12 protein-coding genes are annotated in these 17,155 nt (G+C 70.5%); 5 read left to right on the top strand and 7 right to left on the bottom strand.

The window, feature by feature from the left end:
* Window positions 1-7 precede the first annotated feature (7 nt).
* The gene (locus SALPAC3_RS0115825; protein ID WP_018222184.1) at window positions 8-1,153 is read right to left on the bottom strand and encodes an ROK family protein; all 1,146 of its coding nucleotides are present in this window, start codon (window positions 1,151-1,153) and stop codon (window positions 8-10) included.
* Window positions 1,154-1,446: 293 nt separating this feature from the next.
* Between SALPAC3_RS0115825 and SALPAC3_RS0115820 the strand changes: the two genes are divergently transcribed.
* From SALPAC3_RS0115820 to SALPAC3_RS0115800, 5 genes are all read left to right on the top strand, one after another.
* Window positions 1,447-3,249, top strand: a complete 1,803-nt coding sequence (locus tag SALPAC3_RS0115820) for a peptide ABC transporter substrate-binding protein (protein ID WP_018222183.1) — start codon at window positions 1,447-1,449, stop codon at window positions 3,247-3,249.
* Between the two features lie 73 nt (window positions 3,250-3,322).
* The gene (locus SALPAC3_RS0115815) at window positions 3,323-4,282 is read left to right on the top strand and encodes an ABC transporter permease (RefSeq protein ID WP_018222182.1); all 960 of its coding nucleotides are present in this window, start codon (window positions 3,323-3,325) and stop codon (window positions 4,280-4,282) included.
* Complete coding sequence (locus SALPAC3_RS0115810; RefSeq protein WP_018222181.1) at window positions 4,279-5,181, top strand: ABC transporter permease; 903 nt, start codon at window positions 4,279-4,281, stop codon at window positions 5,179-5,181. The genes SALPAC3_RS0115815 and SALPAC3_RS0115810 overlap by 4 nt, the downstream gene beginning before the upstream one ends.
* Window positions 5,182-5,193: 12 nt before the next feature.
* Entirely contained in the window at window positions 5,194-7,347 is a 2,154-nt protein-coding gene (locus SALPAC3_RS0115805; protein ID WP_018222180.1) for an ABC transporter ATP-binding protein, read from the top strand.
* Window positions 7,344-8,051, top strand: coding sequence for a copper homeostasis protein CutC (locus SALPAC3_RS0115800; RefSeq protein WP_018222179.1), 708 nt, complete (start codon window positions 7,344-7,346; stop codon window positions 8,049-8,051). The genes SALPAC3_RS0115805 and SALPAC3_RS0115800 overlap by 4 nt, the downstream gene beginning before the upstream one ends.
* 137 nt (window positions 8,052-8,188) lie before the next feature.
* On the opposite strand, the gene SALPAC3_RS0115795 is transcribed toward SALPAC3_RS0115800, so the two are convergent.
* From SALPAC3_RS0115795 to SALPAC3_RS0115770, 6 genes are all read right to left on the bottom strand, one after another.
* On the bottom strand, window positions 8,189-9,601 hold the full coding sequence (locus SALPAC3_RS0115795) for a hypothetical protein (RefSeq protein WP_026185625.1): 1,413 nt from the start codon (window positions 9,599-9,601) through the stop codon (window positions 8,189-8,191).
* A gap of 194 nt (window positions 9,602-9,795) precedes the next feature.
* The gene (locus SALPAC3_RS0115790) at window positions 9,796-10,434 is read right to left on the bottom strand and encodes an HAD-IA family hydrolase (protein WP_018222177.1); all 639 of its coding nucleotides are present in this window, start codon (window positions 10,432-10,434) and stop codon (window positions 9,796-9,798) included.
* Between the two features lie 52 nt (window positions 10,435-10,486).
* Entirely contained in the window at window positions 10,487-11,971 is a 1,485-nt protein-coding gene (locus SALPAC3_RS0115785; RefSeq protein ID WP_018222176.1) for a serine/threonine-protein kinase, read from the bottom strand.
* A gap of 69 nt (window positions 11,972-12,040) precedes the next feature.
* Complete coding sequence (locus tag SALPAC3_RS0115780; protein ID WP_018222175.1) at window positions 12,041-12,520, bottom strand: hypothetical protein; 480 nt, start codon at window positions 12,518-12,520, stop codon at window positions 12,041-12,043.
* 128 nt (window positions 12,521-12,648) lie between these two features.
* Window positions 12,649-16,221: an adenylate/guanylate cyclase domain-containing protein gene (locus SALPAC3_RS0115775; protein ID WP_026185622.1), complete on the bottom strand. Its 3,573-nt coding sequence runs from the start codon at window positions 16,219-16,221 to the stop codon at window positions 12,649-12,651.
* Window positions 16,222-16,223: 2 nt separating this feature from the next.
* Window positions 16,224-17,045 (bottom strand): MBL fold metallo-hydrolase, encoded by an 822-nt coding sequence (locus SALPAC3_RS0115770; RefSeq protein ID WP_018222173.1) that lies wholly within the window; start codon window positions 17,043-17,045, stop codon window positions 16,224-16,226.
* Window positions 17,046-17,155 lie beyond the last annotated feature (110 nt).

The following is a 17,155-nucleotide window of genomic DNA, read 5'->3' as shown; positions in this document are numbered from 1 at the left end:
TGGCTCCTCAGGTGGGTCGTACGTCGACTGTCTTGCGCAGCAGGTGCCCGAGGCCGATGAGGGCCGCGTCTGAGCCCGCGTCGCTGGCTTCGATGGTCAGGGACTGGGTCATGGACGGTAGGCAGCGTTCGTAGAGCATGCTGCGGGTCGCCGCCACGTAGACGTCGAGGCTGGACAGCGCACCGCCGATGACGACGGCGTCGGGGTTGAGGAAGTTGACCAGACCGGAGAGCGCCACGCCCAACAGTCCACCGGCGTGGCGCACCATGGTCACCACGGTCGGGTCGGCGTCGCCGGCCGCCGTGATGATCTCCCGGATGGTGGCCGCCGAGGAACCTTGCTCCGCCAGCTGGCGGGCCAGGGCGGCACCGCTGGCGACGGTCTCCAGGCAGCCCTGGCTGCCGCAGGAGCAGTGCCGCTCGCCGCTGTCGGCTACCCGTACGTGGGTGACGTCGCCGCTGAGTCCGCGCCCGCCACGGTGGATCTGTCCGCCGCTGACCAGGCAGGCACCGATGCCGGTGCCGGCCTTGACGTAGATCATGTCGCCGACTTCCTGACGCCGGGTGACGTACTCACCCATCGCCGCCGCCTTGGCGTCGTTCTCGACGATCACCGGTACCTGCAAGTGGTCGGTGAGGTGGGCGCCGGCGTCGACGCCGCTCCAGCCGGGCATCCGGGCCGGGCCTACCAACCGCCCTTTCGGGAACCCCACCGGGCCCGGGAGGGCGACGCCGACCCCGAGCAGCGCCTGACCAGGGGTGGTCGACGCCAGGAGGCGGGTGAAGGTGGCTCCCACGACGGCGAAGACCTCCTCGGGCCCGACGGCGATGTCGATCTCCACCTCCTCGGTGGTGCGCAGTTCGCCGCCGGGCGTACACAAGCCCACCCTGGCGTGCCTGCCGCCGAGTTCCGCGACACCCAGAACTCCCTTGGTCTCTCGCAGGCGCAGGATCCGGGGGGGTCGACCACCGGTGGAGCGGCCCATGCCCTCCTCGGCGAGAACACCCTCCTCCAACAGCCGGCGCACCACGGCGGTAACGGTTGACGGAGCGACCTGCAAGGCCTCGACGAGGTCGGCGCGGGACGTGGCCGCACCTCTGGAGAGCAGGTCGAGGGTCTGATCGCGCAGCGTGGCGGAGATCGGTGGCTCCAAAGTTGCCTCTCCCTTGGTCGGATGGTTCTCAAGCGCCCGCCCCGGTCGTGTCGCAGCTCGAAGTCGGGGGTGGACTCCGGCCGCCCAGGCGAGGAAAACGGTCAATGCTTCGGGCGACTTCGATCGTACACCGGCAAAACTTAGTGAATGAAGTGGGTAATTTTCGTTGACGTACCACTTCCACCTGGATACATTCTTCGCGTTGATCGCCGAGGCAGCGCCTGGCGGGGTACCCGGCCAAGGCGCCGACACCCGGTGACGTAGGGGCACGTGCACATCACACGAGGAGACTCATGACGAGCAGATTTCCGGGCCGCGCCCTGCGTGGCGCGGTGGCGGCAGCCGCCACGATCGCCCTCGGGGCAGGTCTGGTCGGCTGCGGTGACAACAGCGGATCGTCCAAGGACGGCGGTAGTCAGGGCAAGGACACCGTGACAGTCGCCTTCCGGACCCCCAACTGGATCCTGCCGATCTCAGCGCCCGGCTTCACCCAGGGGGAGAACGCCATCTTCGGCCAGGCGCTCTACCGCTCCCTCTACCAGTACCGGCTGGACGGCACGGCGCAGTACAACATCGACCCGGAACGCTCGATGGCCGAGCCACCGCAGGTGAGCGACGACGGCCGAACGCTGACGATCACGTTGAAGGACAACTCCTGGTCCGATGGCACGCCCATCACCACCAGGGACATCCAGTTCTGGTACGACCTGGTCACGGCGAACAAGGACAAGTGGGCGTCCTACCGGGCCGGCGGCTTCCCCGACAATGTCGACGAGTGGTCGATCAAGGATGAGAAGACCTTCTCGATCACCACCACGGAGGTCTACAACACCGCGTGGTTCGTCGACAACCAGCTCAACCGCATCACGCCCCTGCCCCAGCACGCCTGGGACAAGGACTCCGCGACCGCCGACGTGAGCGACCTCGCCAGCAGCCCGGAGGGCGCCAAGAAGGTCTTCGACTTCCTCATCGCCGCCTCGAAGGACCCGAAGACGTACGACTCCAACGAGTTGTGGCAGGTCACCAGCGGCGCGTGGAAGCTGGAGAAGTACGTGCCCAACGGTGAGGTCACCCTCGCCGCCGAGCCGAACTACTCCGGCACGGACAAGCCGAAGCTGTCCAAGGTCGTGTTGCGGCCGTTCACCAGCGATGACGCCGAATTCAACGTGCTCCGCGCCGGCGACATCGACTACGGGTACGTGCCAGCGGCCAACATGTCCCAGACGAGCTACCTCGAGTCCAAGGGATACACGGTCTCACCGTGGTACGGCTGGTCGATCACCTACCTCCAGCTCAACTACAACAACCCGAAATCCGGCGTGCTGTTCGAGCAGCCCTACCTTCGGCAGTCGCTGCAGATGCTCATCGACCAGCCGACAATCAGCAAAGTGATCTGGTCGGACACGGCCGCGCCGACCTGCGGCCCGGTACCGGCCAAACCCGGCACCAACACCGACACCGCCGGGTGCGTGTACTCCTTCGATCCGGCCAAGGCCAAGGAACTGCTGGAGAGCCACGGCTGGAAGGTAACCCCGGACGGGCAGACCACCTGCCAGTCGCCGGGCACCGGCCCGAACCAGTGCGGCGAGGGGATCGCCGCCGGCACCCCGCTCGAGTTCACGGTGACCAGCCAGACCGGGTTCGCCGCCACGACCAAGATGTTCGCCGAGATCAAGTCACAGATGGCCAAGCTCGGTATCCAGCTGACGATCAAAGAGGTGCCCGACTCGGTCGCGGTAACGCCAACCTGTGAGCCGACCGAGGCGAGCTGCTCCTGGGACATGTCCTTCTTCGGCTCGCAGGGCAGCTGGTACTACCCGGCCTTCGCCAGCGGCGAGCGGCTCTTCGCCACCGACGCCCCGGTGAACCTGGGCAGCTACAGCAACCCGGAGGCGGACAAGCTCATCGAGGCCACCCAGTTCGCCGGCGACGAGAGCGCACTCACGGCGTACAACGACTTCCTGGCCAAGGACCTGCCCGTGCTGTGGATGCCGAACCCGGTGTACCAGGTCTCGGCGTACCGCTCCGGCCTGCAGGGCGTCGAACCGCAGGACCCGATGAACCTCATGTACTTCCAGGACTGGTCCTGGAAGTAGCCCGCTGATCGTCCCGGCTCCGGCGACGCGCCGTGCGTCGTCGGGGCCCCGACCAGGGAGAGGAAGCCGCACAGTGGCCCGGTACCTCATCGCACGGCTGGGACAGGCTCTCATCGTCATCGTGCTCGTCACGGTGATCGCGTTCCTCATCTTGCACCTGCTGCCCGGGGGCGCCGCACGAGCCACCCTCGGCAAGGAGGCGACGCTGGAGCAGCTGGCGGCGTTCAACCACGAGATGGGCTACGACCGGCCGTTGATCCAGCAGTACGGCATGTACGTGCAACGCCTGTTGCAGGGCGATCTCGGCTACTCCTACCAGCTCAACCAGTCTGTCCTCGAGGCAATCGAACAGCGGCTACCCAAAACGATGGTGCTGTCGCTGCTGTCGACCCTGCTCGCCGTCGTGTTGGCGATCCCACTCGGCGTGCTCCAGGCGATCCGCCGCAACCGCTGGCCCGACTACGCCATCACCGCGCTGTCGCTGCTGGCGTACGCCACGCCCATCTTCTTTCTCGGCCTCATGATGATCATCGTCTTCTCGCAGGTCTGGCCGATCCTGCCTCCGGAGGCGCCGCAGGGGTTCACGGTGGCCGAGTTGCTCGCCGATCCAGCCGGGCTGGTCCTGCCCACGGCCACCCTCGCCATCGTCACCATCGCGGTCTACGCGCGGTACGTCCGGTCATCGATGATCGACAACCTGAACGAGAACTACGTGCGCACCGCCCGCAGCAAGGGGCTCTCCGAACGACGGGTCGTGCTGCGGCACACCCTGCGCAACGGGCTGTTCCCGGTCATCACGCTGCTCGGGATGTACCTGCCCGCGCTGTTCAGCGGAGCGCTGGTCGTCGAGTCGCTGTTCAACTTCCCCGGCATGGGCCAGTTGTTCTGGCAGGCGGCGCTGAAGCGTGACTTCCCGATCCTGCTCGGGGTCACCGTCATCATCTCGATCGCCACCGTCGTCGGCGCGCTCGTCGCCGACCTGCTCTACGCCGCCGTTGACCCCCGAGTCCGACTCCGTGGGAGCGCCACATGAGCACGCTGTCCGAAGCGGTCGGCCCGGCCGAGCCAACCGGCACGCCACCGCGTGGCCTCTGGCGGCAGGGACTGACCGTCTTCTGCGAGAACCGACTTGCCCTGGTGGGACTGGGCCTGTTCGTCCTGCTGGCCGGGGTTAGCTTCCTCGGACCGCTGGTCTACCAGACCGACCAGGTGCACACGGACCTCGCCTCCGTTCACCTGGCCCCGGGAGAGCAGGGACATCTGCTCGGCACCGACGGGGTCGGCTACGACCAGTTGGGGCGGCTGATGCTCGGCGGCCAGACCTCCATCATCGTCGGACTAGCCGCCGGGGTCCTCGCCACCATCGTCGGCACGCTCCTCGGTGCCATCGCCGGCTTCTTCGGCGGTTGGGTGGACGCCGCGGTGATGCGCGTTGTCGACGCGATGATGTCGATCCCCTCGTTGTTCCTGTTCATGCTGCTCGCCGCCATCGTCACGCCGAGCGCACCGATGCTCATCCTCATCATCGGCGCCTTCGCCTGGCTGGGCCCGGCCCGGCTCGTGCGGGGTGAGGCACTGACGCTGCGCTCCCGTGAGTACGTCCAGGCGATGCGCGGGATGGGCGGCACGGGCGGCCGTGCGGTCCGCCGACACATCATCCCCAACGCCATCGGCACGGTTATCGTCAACGCCACCTTCCAGGTCGCCGACGCCATCCTCTACGTCGCCTACCTGTCCTTCCTCGGCCTCGGCATCCCCCCACCGGCGGCGAACTGGGGTGGCATGCTCTCCGACGGTCTCGCGGACACCTACAGCGGCCACTGGTGGCTCTTGTACCCGCCCGGGATCGCCATCATCCTCATCGTCCTCGCCTTCAACTTCATCGGTGACGGACTCCGGGACGCCTTCGAGGTTCGCCTCCGGCGACGCTAGCAGGAGCAGAGAATGAGCGAATCGATCGGTCTAACCGCCCGGCACTCCGCGCCGGCCGGGCACGCGGCAGCCGGCCGGCCCCTGCTGGAGCTACGGGACCTCGACACCGACATCGCGCTGCGCCGTGGCACGGTACACGCCCTCGACGGCATCAGTCTCGACGTCGCGCCCGGGCAGACCCTCGGCGTCGTGGGCGAGTCCGGCAGCGGCAAGACGATGACCGCACTGTCGATCATGGGCCTACTTCCGCCCGGCGGTCGCGTCACCGGTGGGCAGATTCTGTTCGAGGGACGGGATCTGCGATCGTTGCCAACCGATGAGGTACGCCGGATCCGAGGTGTCCGGATGGGCATGGTCTTCCAGGACCCGCTCACCTCGCTCAACCCCACCATCCGCATCGGTGCCCAGGTCGCCGAACCGCTGCGCGTACACAAGCGGGTCGGCCGGGCGGAGGCCAGGGACCGGGCCATCGAGATCCTGCGCCGGGTCGGGATGCCGCGGCCGGAACGGATCGTCGACAACTATCCGCACGAGCTGTCCGGCGGTATGCGGCAACGGGTCGCCATCGCCATGGCCCTGGTCTGCTCACCAAGCCTGCTGATCGCTGACGAACCGACCACCGCACTCGACGTCACCACCCAGCGGCAGATCCTCGAACTCATCGACGACCTCCGGGAAGAGTTCGGGATGGCCGTCATCCTGGTCACCCACGATCTCGGGGTGATCGCCGGTCGGGCGGACCGGGTAGCCGTCATGTACGCCGGACGGGTCGTGGAGACCGCGGCTACCGAGCAGTTGTTCCACGCGCCCCGACACCGCTACACCGAGGCACTGATGCGGGCGCTACCCGAATCGGCCATCCGGGACAGCGGCGGACACGACCGACTGATCAGCATCCCCGGACTGCCACCGGACCTGTCCGGCCCCCTGACCGGATGCCGGTTCGCGGCGCGGTGTTCGTATGTCAGCGACGATTGTCGGACCACTGACCCGTCCCTGACCCCGGGTGCGCACCAGCACGCGTGTCTGCACCCGGTACCCACGCCTGCCGGGGCGGTCACCGGGCCGGTCCCGGCACGGGTCGAACCGGCGGCGGAGCCGGCACGGGTCGAACCCGCGGCGGAGCCGGTCACGGCCGCGCCGGCCGAAGTCACGGAGCTTCCTGTCCTGTCGGTGCGGAACCTGGTCAAGAACTACCCGGTGCACGGCCGTGGGCTGTTGCGCCGGACAGCCGGGCAGGTCAGCGCGGTGGCCGACGTCTCCTTCGCGGTCAGGCCCGGGGAGACCTTCGGGCTCGTCGGTGAATCCGGCTGCGGCAAATCCACTGTGGGACGACTCTCCGTTGGCCTGGAACGACCCTCCGCCGGGCAGATCGTGTTGGACGGTACGGATCTCACCGACCTCACCGGCCGGGAACGACGCCGGATGCACCGACAGGTCCAACTCATGTTCCAGGACAGCTACGCCGCAATGAACCCCCGGATGCGGGTTGACGCCATCCTCGCCGAACCACTCGAGATCCAGAAGGTGGGTGACAGTTCGGCCCGGCAGGCACGGATCGCCACCCTCCTCGACCAGGTGGGGTTGTCCCGGCGCGCGCTGGAACGCTACCCCCACGAGTTCTCCGGCGGTCAGCTGCAGCGGATCGGATTGGCCCGGTCGCTGGCGTTGCACCCCCGGCTGATCGTCGGCGACGAGCCGGTGAGCGCGCTGGACGTGTCGATCCAGGCGCAGGTGCTCAACCTGATGCGGGACCTGCAGCGCGAACTCGGTCTGGCGTACATCTTCATCAGCCATGATCTGTCCGTGGTCGACTACATGGCGGACCGGATCGGGGTGATGTACCTCGGCAAGCTCGTCGAGATCGGGCCCGCCCGGGAAGTGGTGCGGGCTGCCCGGCACCCGTACACGCAGGCACTCGTCGACGCGGTCCCGTCCATCACGCCGGATCGGGCAGCCACTCGCGACGGCACGACCATCCGGGGCGAGCTTCCCAGCGCCCTCGACCCACCCACCGGGTGCCGGTTCCGTACGCGCTGCCCCCGCGCGGCGGAGATCTGCACGACGGAGCCCCCGCTGGCTGGCGGCCTGCACCAAGTGGCCTGCCACCTGCCGCTACGCCCGGAGCCGACCGGCACGCCCACCCAGGTCCAGGCCGTCGGATGACCACGGTGGAGATCTGCGTCAGTGATGTGCCGACCGCACTGGTGGCCGAGGCGGCCGGGGCCGACCGGCTGGAGCTCTGCGCCGACCTCGGCCAGGGCGGCACCACGCCGAGCCTGGGGACGGTTGACGTCGCCCTGCGTACGCTGCGTACGGCCGATTTGCGCGTCATGATCAGGCCCCGGGGTGGCGACTTCCGGGTGAGCGAGATCGAGCAGCAGGTGATGCTCGCCGACATCGCGGCCCTCCGCGCCCTGCCCAACCCACACGGGATCACGGTCGGGGTGGTGGTCGGCGCGCTCACCCCCGACAACAACCTCGACCTGGCCGTGCTGCGTCGTCTGATCGAGGCGGCGGGGCCGTTGCCGGTGACCGTACACAAGGCCTTCGACGAGGTCGACGACCAGCTCGCGGCGATCGACGAGGTCATCGACCTCGGGGCGGGCGCCGTGCTCACCTCGGGCGCGGCGACCACCGCGCTGACCGGCGCCGCCCGGATCGCCGTACTGCGGCAGCGGGCCGGCGATCGGCTTCGGGTGATCGCCGCCGGCGGTATCCGCTCGCACAACGTCCGGCAGGTACTGGCCGAAACCGGGGTACGGGAGGTGCACCTACGCGCGCCCGTCCGGCGCGACGGACGCGAGGCGACCGACGGCGATGAGGTGAGCCGCCTCGTCACCGCCGCGCGCGGGGAACGGATGCGCTGATGGCCTGCTCCAGCTCATAGCTGTCGCTGACTGGGGCGCAGCTCGGGTGCCCTCCGACGTTACGGACACACGAGGGGCCCGCTCCCACCGGGTTACGGCAGGAACGGGCCCCCTCCGAGCCCAACGCGAGCAGGCCGCTATCCGGCGCAGCCGGGCACGTTGACGCAGTTGTTCGGCCGATTCTTGACGACGACCGTACCGGTGGCCGGGTTCAGGTTCACCGTACCGAACGCGTTGAGGATGCCCCCGCCGTTACCGGTGGCGATATTCTTGACAATCTTCGTGTTGAACAAGTTGACGGTGGCCACCCCACCTACTCCGATGTTGAATATCCCACCCCCCGATACGCTCTGGTTGGTCGTGATGAAGGTGTCTCGGACGACTACCGTGGAGTCGAAGGACAGGGCCGAGTTGACGATCCCGCCACCGTTCGCGCCCGGCGCGACGTTACCCGCGATCTTGCTGTCTTCGACGGTGACCACAGCTGCCTCGGTGAGCGCCTGGATACTGAGGCCGCCACCCTGAAGGGCGGCGGTGTTGTCGGTGGCGGTGACCCGCCGCACGGTCAGCATTCCCCCTTCGGCGAAGACCCCACCGCCGTTGCTGCCGGTGTTGTTGGTGATGGTGGAGTCGGTGAGGGTGACCGTCGCGTTGAAGCTACCGACTCCTCCGCCGGCGTCACCGGTGCGGTTACCGCTGATGGTGCTGCCGGTCACGAGGGTCGTGCTACCAGGTGAACCGCCGATACCTCCGCCGAAGCTGAGAGCGTTGTTGACCGTGTTCGCGGTGACGGAAGACTTTTCGACGGTGAGCAGACCGTCATTGTCGACTCCGCCACCCGTGCTTTCGGCGATGTTACGACTGATCGTGGAGTGCTTGGTGGTGGTGATGCCGTCGTTGGCGATACCACCGCCCCTGCTGCTGGCGATATTGCGGGTGACGGCGCTGTCCTTGACGGTCAACGCTCCACCGGCGTTGACGAGCACTCCCCCACCGTCGCCGTCCGCCTGCCCACCGGTGATCTTCAGGTGATTGAGGGTGAGGTCACCGCCGACATCGACGGCGATGATCCGAAAGTCGTCAACGGCGGCGGCACGCGTGATGACGGTGTGTTTGCCGCCGTTCAGGGTGATGGGGGTGGTAATCGCGGGCAGGCCGGCACCGTCGATGTTGGCGGTGAGGGTGTAGGTGCACTTCTCGGCGAGGTCGAGCACGGCTCCACCGCGAGCGTTGGCGAGGGTGATCGCGGCGATCAGCTTGTCCGCATCACAGGGCACCGGGATCCCCTCGGGCTTCTTCCCCTTCCGCCCCTTGCCGGACTTGCCCTTGTCGGGCTCGTCCCCGCTGTGACGGTCGTCGACGGAGGGTTGCTCGTTGACGGAGGCGAGGGGACGTCCGACCGCGTCAGCGGCCGGGGCGGCGAGACCGACCGTGGTGAGAGCCAGTCCGGTCACCCCGGCCAGCCCCACAGTCCATCGCCACCGCACCCCCGCACGCCCCTGGTCGGGGCGCACCGGTTTGGGTCCGGGTGTGTGGTCCTGATGGTTCATCGCAATCCTGGTGTCCTTCCCCCGTGAACGGCGAGGAGCTTCGCCGCCCGGGGCAGACCGGGCTGGCGCTCCTCGGCTACCAGAAGGCGGTAGCAACCACCACGAGCAAAACGGACTTAAGCTCCAAACAGTACATAATGCGAGTAATGCCCACTAAAAGGATGAAACACCCGTCCAGGCAGCCCGCCGCCTCGTCACCGTCGCGCGCGGTGAACGGATGTGCTGATCGCCCGGTCCAGCTCATGCAGGTCGTCGATGACGGCGTCGGCGAGGGCCAGCTCCGCTGGGGCGTGGGTGGTGGCGAGCGCCACGACCACGGCCCCGGCCGCTTTGCCGGCGGCGACTCCGGCGGGGGAATCCTCCACGACAACGCAGGATGCGGCGGCAACATCGAGTTGCCGGGCGGCCAGCAGATACCCCTCGGGATCGGGCTTGCCGTGGCGGACATCCTCCGCCGCCACGAAGATCGATGGCGTTCGCAGACCGGCGCCCCGCATCCGGGCGGTCATGAGGCGGCGGGACCCGGACGTGACGACGGCCCACCTGCCATCGGTAATCATGGTCAGCGCGGTGGTGGCGCCGGGGATCGGGCGCACCAGGTGGGCGTACGAGAGCTCAAGGTCGGCCAGCTCCCGCAGGACCGACGCGACCGCCTCGGGCGGAAAGAACTCCGGCACCACATCCTCGTCACGCCGGCCGTGGCAGACCCGCAGGATGGCGTCCGCCGCGACGCCGTAACGGGCGGCAACCGTACGCCAACTGGTGGTGACCGCCTCGGTCGAGTCCACGAGGGTGCCGTCGATGTCGAAGAGAACCGACCGATCCATGTTCACCTGGCCTTCATTCGTCGTCGGCGACCCTGCGGCCAGGGTCGCAACGCGGCACTCAGCGCACGAGGGTCGGGGCGGCGAGCGCGTCCAGCCCGCGCCCGGCCACACAGCGGTACGTCCGCTCCGCCTCCCCGGGGGGCAGCACCTCCAGTTTCCACCCCTCGGTGTGGGTGAGGCCGGCGGCGAGCTTGAAGGTGGTCTCGTTGCACACTCGACGAACCGTCGGGTCGACGCTGATGTCGGGGTAGCGGACCCCGGGTGCCGCCTCGGACAGCTCGCCCTCGGCGTAGCTCTCCCAGGTGTGCTCACCCGAGCAGGGCACCTGCTCCGCAGGGGTCCCTGACCCGCGGCCCCAGATCGGACCGAAACACTCCAGCTCGTCTCCACACCGGGCGCCGGAGGGTAGCTCCGCGGCCCGGGCGCAGGCGGGCCGGAGGGCGGGATCGGGGGTCCGGCCCACGCTCGAGGTCGGTCGCGACGCGTCCAGGCCGCCATCCAGCCCAATCCGATCCGGCCCAACACCGACCAGCCCGACGCCGGCCGCGAGGAGGGCGGCCACTCCCGCGCCGCCGAGGAACCAGGGCCGCCGACGCCGGGCGGTGGAGGAGGGAAGGGTCGGGTGTACGTCCTCGACCGGCGCGCGGGGCGCCGGGTAGGTCGGCCGGCCGTCCGCGGCCACTCCGGAATGCCCGCTCGGGGCCGTCCCGGGGTGCCCGCCGGCGCCCGGCTCGGCAGGGGTGCTGGCGGCGGTCCCGCCAACCGGCAGCGCGGCCAGCAGGTCCCGCAGCTCGGCGGCGGACGGTCGCGCCGCCGGGTCGTTCGACATGCCAGCCCGAAGGATGTCGACCAGCTCCTCCGGCACCCCGGGCAGGCCGGGTACCGGCTGCTGGAACATCTCCAGCACCGTCACCAGGCTGGGGTTACGCTCGGACCGCCAACGCGGCGGCCGACCGTGCATCACCGCGTAGAGGGTGGCGCAGAGGGCGTAGACATCCACTGCCGGCGACGGTGGGCTGTGGTTGAACATCTCCGGCGGCGCGTACGCCGGGGTGAGCACCTCCAGGGCGACTGTCGCGTCCCGCAGCTCGGCGACGACGGCCAGCCCGAAGTCGGCCAGCACCGCCGGGTTGAAGTGGGAGTGAAGAATGTTGGCCGGCTTGATGTCCCGGTGCAGCACCCCGGCCGCGTGGGAGTGGGCGATCGCGTCGGCGATCTTGACTCCGAGGTCCTGGGCCTCCAGCGGGCCGAGCGGCGAGGTACGCATCCGTTCGGCGAACGACCCGTCGCAGAGCTCCATGATCAGGTATGGGTGCTGGTCCACGGTGACGCCGACGTCGAAGAGGTCCACCACGTGCGGGTGTGACGACATCCGACCGGCCGCCCGTGCCTCCCGGAGGAACCGGGCCTGATCCCGCTCACTGTCCAGGGTGCGGTTTTCTACCTTGACCGCCACCTCACGGGCCACCGAGATCTGGGTGGCTTTGTAGATCGTCGCGTAACCGCCCCGGGCAAAAACCCGCAGATCGGTCAGCCCGGGCACAAGGGGCGTTGGTAGCGCGCCAGGCGAGGTCTCGGTCACGACTTGAAAATACCGAATCAGGTGGGCTGCTCAGCGAACCGCGTCAGCGGTGGACGCCGGACCAGCCGGGTCGGCCGAGGGCGAGACGGCGCCGCCCGGTGCCGCAGCGCCCGGGCCGCGGCGATCCCACCACAGACCCGCAGCGGTCGCCAACGCGCCCAACGCCTCCCAGGCGGCCACCCCGAAGAACCGGCCCGGAGCGGCATCCGCCAGCACCAGGACGCTGAAAACGGTGAACGTGAGGAGTCGGAACCCGACCGTGAACCGGTAGAAGGCCCGCCACTCCGTCGCCGCGGCGAGCAGGTAGTAGACCCCCATGTTGAACGACGCCATCGAGGAGGCCGTCAGGAAGGTAACGGTGTAGTCACCCGATGCCCGGGACTCCAGCACCTCGAAGCCGAGCAGCCGCAGCAGCGCCTCCGGCCAGATCAGCCCAACCGCGCCCACAAGCAACGCGAGCAAGCCAAAGATCGCGACTGTCCAGCCGGCAGCGGAACGCGGCAGCTTCATCAGACCCCTTCCGTCCGGCACGCCCACCTCCCGGATCGTGCGCGGCCCCCACGCTATCGACCATCCACCCTGTACCGCATCACCGGAACTGCCAAAATCTGCCACCGGTGCTGCCGCCGACGGCCAGATCAGTCAGCCGCCGCCAACCGGCTGAGGAGGTCGTCCGCGGCCCGCCGCTCGCTCCGCTGCTCGGTCGCGTACGCCAGGCGTACCGCCTCCTGGGCGCTGGCCCGCGCCGCCACCGACTCGCCGGTGGCGGCGAACGCCCTCGCCAACACGACGGCGGCGATCACCTGGCTGCGCACATCCTCCGCCGGGACGGAACGGGCCCGCCGCGCCCAGTCCAGCGCCTGCTCGGCCTGCCCGTGGGCGAGCAGGGCGGAGGCGTACTGGGCCAGCGTCAGGCGACGGGAGAAGAGCAACGCCGGCGTGGTCTGCGCGGCGGTCGCCACCGGGGCGAGCAGGCCGACCGCGGCGGCGGGATCGCCGGCCGCCAGCCGGGCGGTGGCCAGCAGCACCCGCGGCGCCACCTGCGCCGGCGCCCACGGGTTGTACGGCTCGACGGCGGTCAGCACCGCCCGCGCCTCCCGCTCGGCCAGGTCGTGGTCGCCCGAGTCCAACGCCACGAACCCCCGCAGCGTGCCAGCCATGCCGGTCAACAGTGGATGCGAGGTACGGCGGGCGTACCCCTTCGCATCGGTGAGCAGATCCGCGGCGTGCTCCGGCTCGCCCAGGCCGCGCGCGATGACCCCGCGCACCACCAACGCGAAGCCCCGCCCCCACTCGTCGGCGGCGACGTCAAAGTCCCGGTACGCCCGCCGGGCGGCCCGGTCGGCCTCAGCCAGATCACCCAGCTCGGCGGTGGCGAACGCCTCCACCGCCCGCAGCGTGCCGACCGCCCACTGCTCGCCGACCCGCTCGCCGAACGGCAGGAACGCCCGGGCGAGGCGGCCGGCCTCGTGCAGCCGGCCGGCGAGCAGCCGGGCGAAGGCGGTGGTGCCCCGCAGCCAGGCCCGCCCGTACGGATCCTTCAGCTCGGCGAACAACCGCGCGGCTCGACCGAGCACCGCGTCCGTACCGGCGAAGTCGCCCCGGGTGGTGGTCACCCAGGCCAGGTTCTGCAACGACCACGCCTGCCCACGGCGGTCCTGCACCGCGAGACTGGTCTGGTACGACGCCGCGAGCCGGCTGCTGGCCTGCCCCAGCCGGCCGGCGATGAAGTCGGCCATCCCGAGCTGCCGCATCGCCGCCGCACGCAGCGTCGGCAACTCGTGGGCGGAGGCGACCTGCAACGCCTCCTGCCAGGAGCTCACCGCCCGATCCGGGTCGCCCATCGTCTGCTGCGCCTGCCCGGCCAGGAGCAGCGCACTCGCCCGGGTGGCCGCCTCGTCCCCGGCGTTGGCGGCGATCTTCTCCGCGTTCGCGAGCGCGTCGGCCGCCTGGCCGATCTGGAGCAGCGCGCGCGCGTGCACCACCCGGTCGGCCGCCGGGACCCCGTCCGGAGCCAGCTCGCTGGCGCGTTCGGCGTACTCCACCGCCAGCAGCGGCTCTCCGACGTACATCGACCGGCGGGCGGCGTGGCCCAACGCGGCGACCCCGACCGGGACCACGGCCCGCGCCGGTGCGTCCGGCCGCAGTCCGACCGCGTCGGCGAGCGCGGTCGCCCGCTCCACGTGCCCGGCCACGAAGTCGTCCCGGGCCGCCTCGGTGAACCCACCGGAGGCGGGGGTGCCGGTCGGTGGATCGGCCGCCGCCCAGCGGGCGAGCGCCGCGTGCCGTTCGGCCAACTCGGCCTTGCTGACCCCGGCGTAGGCCGCCTCCCGCATCAGCGGGGTGGCGAACGTGTGGCCGGACCGCGCGCGGTGCAACATCCGGCGTTGCAACAACTCCTCGACCGCGCGTTCCAGCTCCACGGCGGCCACCGCCGCCGGCCAGCCGTCCCGACCGCTCCGCTGCTCCCGCAACGCCTCCAGCGCCCCCGCCGGGACGGTGTCGCCGACCACCGCCGCGTCCCGCAGCACCGAACGGGCGTCCGGCGGCAACGCGTCGATTCGCGCGGCGAGCACGGCCGCGAGGTCACGGGAGAGAAGGTGGCTGCCGAGCGAGCCCGGCGCGAGCTGCCAGTCCTCGTCGGTCCCGGCGGTCAGCGCGCCCCGCTCCATCAACAGGGTGACCAGCTCAGCCAGGTAGAACGGGTTACCCTGCGCGGTGGCGAGCAGGCGATCGGTGTCGACCTGGGGCAACCGGCCGTCACCGAGGTAGCTGGTGAGCAGCCGCGCGGCATCCGCGCCACGCAGCGGCGGCAGCGCATGGACCTCGGCGTCGGCCACCCGGGTCAGGGCACCCGCCGTGCGGACCAGCTCCGGCCGGCCCAGCAGCAGCACCAGCACCGGGCCGACGAGCCGGGACAGGGTCTCGCCGAGCGCCTGGGTGCTCTCGGTGGTCGCGTCGTGCAGATCGTCTACCACGACCACCAACGGCGCCTCCGCGGCGAGGGCGCTGAGCAGGTCGGCGACGGCGTTCGGCACCGCGTCGCCATCGGCGGACTGACTCGCCGAGCGCCACTCGCCCTGGTCGGTGGGGCCGCTGGGCAGCTCCGCGTACCCGAGCAGGGCCAGCAACTGCTCGGTGGCGACCGGCGCGGAATCACCACCGGTACGGCCGAGGCGCTGGCCCAGCCGACGCAGTCGCTCCTCGACCGCCGGTCGGGTGAGCGCGGTGGCCGAGTCGGTGGGCAGGCCGACCGCGGCGCGGACCAGGTCCGCCAGGGGAGCGAGCCGGCGCCGTTCACCGAACGCGACGCAGCGCACGGAGAGCACCCGCGCGCCGGTGTACGCCGCGAACCGGCCGGCGCCCACGTCGTAGCCGGCGGCGAGCCGCTCCACCTCGGCGGCGAAGCGGGACTTGCCGATGCCGGCCTCGGCGGTCATCAGCAGTACCCGGGGCTCACCGCGGTCGACCACCTCGGCGAGCCGGCCCGCCACCCGCCCGATCTCGGTCTCCCGGCCGACGAAGGGCGCCTCGTCCCCAAGCCCGGACCGGGTGCCGGTGGCGTCCAGCAGGCCAAGCAGCTCGTACGCCGCAACCGGCTCGCGCTTGCCCTTCAGCCGCAGCGGGCGCAGCGCCCGCCAGGAGGCGATGTGCCGGGTGGCAGCGGCGGTCCGGTCCCCGGCGTAGACCGCGCCGACCGCCGCCGCGTCGGCGAGCCGGGCGGCGGTGTTGACCGTGTCTCCGATGACCGTGTACTCAAGGGCCGCCTGGATCCCGGCGATCACACCCCCCGTGTTGAGCCCGACCCGCAGCCCCAGTGGCCCGCCGCCACCACGTTCGTCGTCGAGGACCCGGCGCACCGCCCGCTGCATCGACAGCGCCGCCCGAACGGCCCGCTCGGCGTCGTCCTCGTGCGCCACCGGCGCACCGAAGACCGCCATGATGCCGTCCCCGGTCAGCTTGTCGACGTGCCCGCCGAAGGTCTTGACCGCACCGGCCAGCGCCGCGAGCACCCGGTCGGTGACGGCGCCGACCCGCTCCGGGTCGAGATCCTCCGACCAGGAGGTGAAGTCGGACAGGTCACCGAAGAGCACGGTGACCACGCGGCGTTCGGTGGCGGGCAGCGTCGCCGCAGCCGGCAGCGCGGCGCCGCAGTTGTGGCAGAACCGGGCACCGGGTACCGCGACGGTTCCGCACACCGGGCAGGTCACGTCTACTCCAACTCCGCATCGGTGGCGCCGGATTCCCGGCCCAGGTACGCCAACTGTGCCTGGACCGACCATTGGGCGGCCCACCACAGTGACCGGTCGACATCGGCGTAGACGACCGCCACCACCTCGGCGGCGGTGCGGGCACCGGCTTCGAGCGCGGCCCGGACCTGGTCGAGGCGGGCCCGCCGATGGGCCAGGTAGAACTCCGCCGCGGCGCCGCAGTCCGCCAGCGCCGGGCCGTGACCGGGCAGGGCCGGGATTCCGGCGTACGTCGCGAGCAGCTCCAAACTGTCCAGGTAGTCCCCGAGGTGCCCGTCCGGGTGGGCGACCACGGCGGTGCCCTGACCGAGGATGGTGTCACCGGTGAGAAGCACCTGCTCGTCGCCGTACGTCGCGAGGAAGCAGACCGAGTCCGCGGTGTGCCCGGGAGTGCTTAGCAGGCGGATCTCCAGCGGGTCGCCGCCGAGGTCGCCGGCGGCCTCAGTCAGCGGCGTACCGCCGATGGTGTGTGCCGGATCCGCGGCGCGCACGGGCGCACCACCGAGCAGGGCGTGCAGGCGTGCCGAGCCTTCGGTGTGATCGGGGTGCCCATGGGTGATCAGCACCTGCCCGATCGGCCCCTGGGCGGCGATCTCGGCCAGGTGCGTCTCGTCTGCCGGCCCGGGATCGATCACCACCGCCGGTTGCTCGGGGGCGGCGCGGAGCACCCAGGTGTTGGTTCCCGTCAACGTCATCGGCCCGGGGTTCGGGGCCCGCAACAGCGTGACCCACCCCGGCAGCGCACCCGCGAGAGCTGTCGCCGGCGCCGTGAAGTGCCCGCTCATGGCTGCGATCGTACGACCACCGGCACCGGCCCCCGCGATCTTGCACCTCCAACCTCCGCTTCGTACCCGTTCAGGGGCTTTGACCGGCAGGACGTGCAAGATCGCGGCAG

The organism is Salinispora pacifica DSM 45544, assembly GCF_000378845.1.
Taxonomy (GTDB): domain Bacteria; phylum Actinomycetota; class Actinomycetes; order Mycobacteriales; family Micromonosporaceae; genus Micromonospora; species Micromonospora pacifica.
This window is presented reverse-complemented; position numbering and strand designations above follow the sequence as displayed.

Coding starts and splice junctions, on each gene's coding strand:
- SALPAC3_RS0115810 (WP_018222181.1), top strand. CDS start 4,279: ATGAGCACGCTGTCCGAAGCGGTCGGCCCGGCCGAGCCAACCGGCACG.
- SALPAC3_RS0115770 (WP_018222173.1), bottom strand. CDS start 17,045: ATGAGCGGGCACTTCACGGCGCCGGCGACAGCTCTCGCGGGTGCGCTG.
- SALPAC3_RS0115820 (WP_018222183.1), top strand. CDS start 1,447: ATGACGAGCAGATTTCCGGGCCGCGCCCTGCGTGGCGCGGTGGCGGCA.
- SALPAC3_RS0115800 (WP_018222179.1), top strand. CDS start 7,344: ATGACCACGGTGGAGATCTGCGTCAGTGATGTGCCGACCGCACTGGTG.
- SALPAC3_RS0115780 (WP_018222175.1), bottom strand. CDS start 12,520: ATGAAGCTGCCGCGTTCCGCTGCCGGCTGGACAGTCGCGATCTTTGGC.
- SALPAC3_RS0115795 (WP_026185625.1), bottom strand. CDS start 9,601: ATGAACCATCAGGACCACACACCCGGACCCAAACCGGTGCGCCCCGAC.
- SALPAC3_RS0115805 (WP_018222180.1), top strand. CDS start 5,194: ATGAGCGAATCGATCGGTCTAACCGCCCGGCACTCCGCGCCGGCCGGG.